This window comes from Frankia sp. AiPs1, assembly GCF_023716945.1.
Classification (GTDB): domain Bacteria; phylum Actinomycetota; class Actinomycetes; order Frankiales; family Frankiaceae; genus Frankia.
Map to the genome: position 1 here is coordinate 1 of NZ_JAMQQF010000566.1, position 3,889 is coordinate 3,889.

Genomic DNA, 3,889 nt, shown 5'->3' on the forward strand with positions numbered 1-3,889 from the left:
GCCGGTGGTCGGGCCGGGCCGGTCGGGCCGGGCCGGTCGGGCCGGTCGGGCCGGCGGGTGGACCGCACGGCCGCGCGGGAGACAACGCCGGGTGGTGGCCGCTGGGATACCCGCGGTAACGCCGCGAGATGTTCACGATCCGTTCTCCCGTCGGCGGTACCCCGTCCCCGATGTTGATAACACGATGTGGGGCGCGTGATACGGCGTCGCTCCGATCGCGTGTCCGACAACGCGTGATATCACCCGAATCCCACTGTGACAGAGACTAAACGTTCTTTTCCTCATGGCTCTGCCAAACCGGTAACGGGACCGGACAATGGGAGGTATCGCGCGAGGGGCGGGGCGAGCGGTCCGCGGTCGGTTACGGTGCGGGCAGCAAGGCCCGATGCGGCAGGGGGTGGCTGATGGCGGACGCGCCTGGGACGCTCGTCGATGCGGAGCGGGACGGCCCACTGGACGGCGTCGCCGCCCTCGCCGCCCGCCTCGCCCGGGGCGAGGTGACCTCCCGCGAGCTCGTCGAGGCCGCACTGGACCGGATCGAGGCGACCCAGTCCACTCTCAACGCGTTTCGCCGGGTGCGGGCGCGCGAGGCCCTCGCGGAGGCGGTGGCGGCCGACGCGGAGCTCGCGGCCGGGGCGGCCCGCGGCCGCGGGGGACCGGTGACCCACCGGCACCGCCCCCTGCTCGGCGTGCCGATTGCGATCAAGGATGACACGGACATCGCCGGCCTGCCGACGGCGTTCGGTGCCGCCGGCGAGTTCCCCCCGGCCGCCCGGGACAGCGAGATGGTGCGGCGGTTGAAGGCCGCCGGAGCCGTCATCGTCGGTAAGACGAACACGCCCGAGTTCGGCCAGTGGCCGTTCACCGAGGGCCCGGCGTTCGGGGTGAGCCGCAATCCGTGGGATCTGGACCACTCCCCCGGCGGCTCCTCCGGCGGGGCGGCGGCGGCGGTGGCCGCGGGCCTGGTGCCCGGCGCGATCGGTTCGGACGGCGCCGGATCGGTGCGCATCCCGGCTGCCTGGACGCATCTGGTCGGGATCAAGCCGCAGCGCGGTCGCATCTCCAGCGCGCCCGTGCGCGAACAGTTCAACGGCCTCACCGTGTACGGCCCGCTGACCAGGACCGTCGCCGACGGCGCCCTGCTGCTCGACGCCCTGGCCGGCAGCCTGCCCGTCGACCGGGACTCCGCGCCGGCGCAGGTCGAGCCGTTCCTGTCCGCGGCCGGGCATCCCCCGCCCCGGCTGCGGATCGGGCTGTCGCTGCACCGCCCCTACAGCGGCATGCCGGCGAGCCTCGATCCGGCGGTACGCACCGCGGTGGAACGGATGGCCGAGGTGCTCGCCCGGCTCGGGCACGACATCGTCCCGGTGGAACCGCCCTACGGCCTGCTCGGGACGATCTTCCTGCCGCGGTCCATGGACGGCATCCGCGACTGGGCCGGGCGGGTCCCGGACCCGTCCCAGCTCGACCCGCGGACCGTGGCCAACGCGCGGACCGGCCGGCTGCTGCGCCCGTTTCTGCCGCTGTCCCGCGCGGCCGAGCCGCTGGCCCGGCTCAACATCGGCCGGATCTTCCGCCGGATCGACGTGGTGCTCGCGCCGACGACGGCGACCCCCCCGCCGCGCGTCGGCGAGCTCAACCGGGAGACCAACTGGGCCACCGACCAGGCGATCGTGGCGGCCTGCCCGTTCGCCTGGCCGTGGAACGTGCTGGGCTGGCCGGCCGTCAACGTGCCCGCCGGCCGCACCGCCGCCGGTCTGCCGGTCGGCGCTCAGCTCATGGGGCCCGCGGCCAGCGAGGGCCTGCTGATCTCGCTGGCCGCGCAGGTCGAGGCCAGCGAACGCTGGTACCTGCATCACCCGGGCGAGCGCGCCGCCCATCCCGCCTGACCTTCTGGACAGGTTTCCGTCACCCCACGGCCGGGTTGCGAGGGTGTGTGGTCGAACGCCTGGTCTGCCCGGGAGAATGAGCCATGGGAACTGCCCGGACGAACCCTGCCGCGCCCACAGGAGCCGATGCGGTGGGTGGGCCGGAGAACCTGCGCCTGATCGTCGCCGGGGCGGCCGTGCTCACCCTGGCGCTCGTCGTTGATCTGGGCCCCGGCGTCGCGCTGACCGGATACTTCGGCCTGGGGCCGCTGATCCTGGCCGCCGCCTGCCCGCCGCTGATCACCGCGGGCATCGGCGGCCTGACCGTGATCGTGGCGATCATCTCCGGGCTCTGGGACCACCGCTTCGGCACCCAGCCGCACATCGCCGCGATCATCCTGGTCCTGGTCCAGTCGGCGATCGCGGTCTACATCTGCGTGTACCGGGACCGGCAGCGCTCGAAACTGCACCGCGTCCAGGCCGTCGCCGAGGTCGCGCAGCGGGCGCTGCTGCCGGCGGTTCCGGGCCAGCTCGACGGGGCCGGCTTCGCCGCCCGCTACCTCTCGGCCGCGCAGGAGGCGTCCGTCGGCGGAGATCTCTACGAGGTCGTGCCGACCGCGAACAGTATCCGAGTGATCATCGGAGATGTCCGGGGCAAGGGGCTGCCGGCGGTCCGGCTGGCCTCGGTGGTGCTCGGCGCCTTCCGCGAGGCCGCGGTGACGTGGCTGGATCCCGAGCAGGTGGCGGCGGCGTGCGCCCGCGCGGTGGGGCGCGAGGCCGGCCCCGAGGACTTCGTCACCGCGCTCGTCCTGGACATCCATCCCGACGGGCGCCTGGGCATGTGTTCGGCGGGTCATCATCCGCCGCGGCTCGTCTCGGCGCACGGGTCGGCGACGCTGGAACTGCGCTCGCCCAGCCCCCCGCTCGGGCTGGCCGAGCGGTTCACCGTCACGACGGCGCACTGGGAGGTCGGTGACCGGCTGCTGCTGTTCACCGACGGGCTGATCGAGGCCAGGGACAGCCAGGGGCGCTTCTTCCCGCTGGACGATCGCCTGGACCTGCTGCGCGCCGGCGGCCAACAGGAGGCGCTGGACCGGCTCGTCGCCGCCGTCGAGACCCATGCCGGCGGGGCCCTGCACGACGACCTCGCGATCCTGCTGGCCGAACGGCAACCCGTCCCGATCGTGACCCCGACCGCGCCGAGGACCCCGATCGCCCCGACAGCCCCGACAGCGAGGGCCGCCGCCGACTGAGGGTGCGCGGGCCGGGATCAGCCCTCGGCCCGCCGGCGGCTGCGACCCTCCCGCCGGTAGGAGAACGGACCTGGCAGGTCGACGCTGGACAGGCCGCCACGGCGGTGGCGCGACCAGACCCGCCAGGAGACGCGCCCGAGCTTCAGCGTGACCGAGGACACCCCCTGCTCGCTGACGTTGACGTGAAACGGTCCGTACCGCGGTCGGCGAGTGTAGCGCAGGCCCATCAGATACCTCCGGAAAGGAGAAGTCGCAGGAAGCGGACGAGGAACGAGCGGCGCTGATATCGCCTTTGTCTCCCGAATTCCCGCGGACTAACCATCAATCGGCGTCCATCCGACGGATGGTCTTTCGGCCGACATCCGTGCCCCTGCACCGCACCGTCCCACCCGAACCGGCTCGATCCGCTACGGTCGGCCCATGCGCAGGGACGCCGGGATCGACTTCCGATGTCGGCGCATTCCCGCCGGCGCGGGCGCGGGCGCGGCGACGCGGACCGCCCACGCGGCGGATCACCGGGGGCGCGGATGAACGCTGCGGCGGGCTCCCCGGACCGCGGCACCGTGCGGCTGCTCGTCGCGCTGGTCGTCGTGATGACCGCGGTGGCCGCGTTCGCGGTCGGCGGCCTGATTGCGGTGTCCGACGTGCGGGTGAGCTGGGGGCGCGACGGCAGCGGGCCGCCGGGACGGCCCACGACCGGGGTGTAGCCGCCGGCGAGCGTTGCCTGGGTGTCGGTGAGCTCCACGTCGGCGCAGCGCTCGAACTCCC

4 protein-coding genes are annotated in these 3,889 nt (G+C 73.8%); 3 read left to right on the forward strand and 1 reads right to left on the reverse strand.

Translation table 11 applies throughout. The features are described from left to right. Positions 1-404: 404 nt before the first annotated feature. Entirely contained in the window at positions 405-1,889 is a 1,485-nt protein-coding gene (locus ND748_RS27410) for an amidase (protein WP_251749099.1), read from the forward strand. Positions 1,890-1,972: 83 nt separating this feature from the next. After that, positions 1,973-3,121: a PP2C family protein-serine/threonine phosphatase gene (locus ND748_RS27415; protein ID WP_251749100.1), complete on the forward strand. Its 1,149-nt coding sequence runs from the start codon at positions 1,973-1,975 to the stop codon at positions 3,119-3,121. A 17-nt stretch (positions 3,122-3,138) separates the two neighbouring features. Here ND748_RS27415 and ND748_RS27420 read toward each other — a convergent pair whose 3' ends face one another. Beyond that, the gene (locus ND748_RS27420; protein ID WP_251749101.1) at positions 3,139-3,348 is read right to left on the reverse strand and encodes a DUF4236 domain-containing protein; all 210 of its coding nucleotides are present in this window, start codon (positions 3,346-3,348) and stop codon (positions 3,139-3,141) included. A 300-nt stretch (positions 3,349-3,648) separates the two neighbouring features. Here ND748_RS27420 and ND748_RS27425 point away from each other — a divergent pair, with 300 nt between their 5' ends. After that, a complete protein-coding gene (locus ND748_RS27425) occupies positions 3,649-3,828 on the forward strand; it encodes a hypothetical protein (RefSeq protein WP_251749102.1) in 180 nt (59 codons plus the stop codon). The last annotated feature ends 61 nt before the right edge of the window (positions 3,829-3,889 follow it).

What these genes read in the sequence shown, in the direction of transcription:
- ND748_RS27410 (WP_251749099.1), top strand. Translation starts at nt 405, where the DNA reads ATGGCGGACGCGCCTGGGACGCTCGTCGATGCGGAGCGGGACGGCCCA.
- ND748_RS27415 (WP_251749100.1), top strand. Translation starts at nt 1,973, where the DNA reads ATGGGAACTGCCCGGACGAACCCTGCCGCGCCCACAGGAGCCGATGCG.
- ND748_RS27420 (WP_251749101.1), bottom strand. Translation starts at nt 3,348, where the DNA reads ATGGGCCTGCGCTACACTCGCCGACCGCGGTACGGACCGTTTCACGTC.
- ND748_RS27425 (WP_251749102.1), top strand. Translation starts at nt 3,649, where the DNA reads ATGAACGCTGCGGCGGGCTCCCCGGACCGCGGCACCGTGCGGCTGCTC.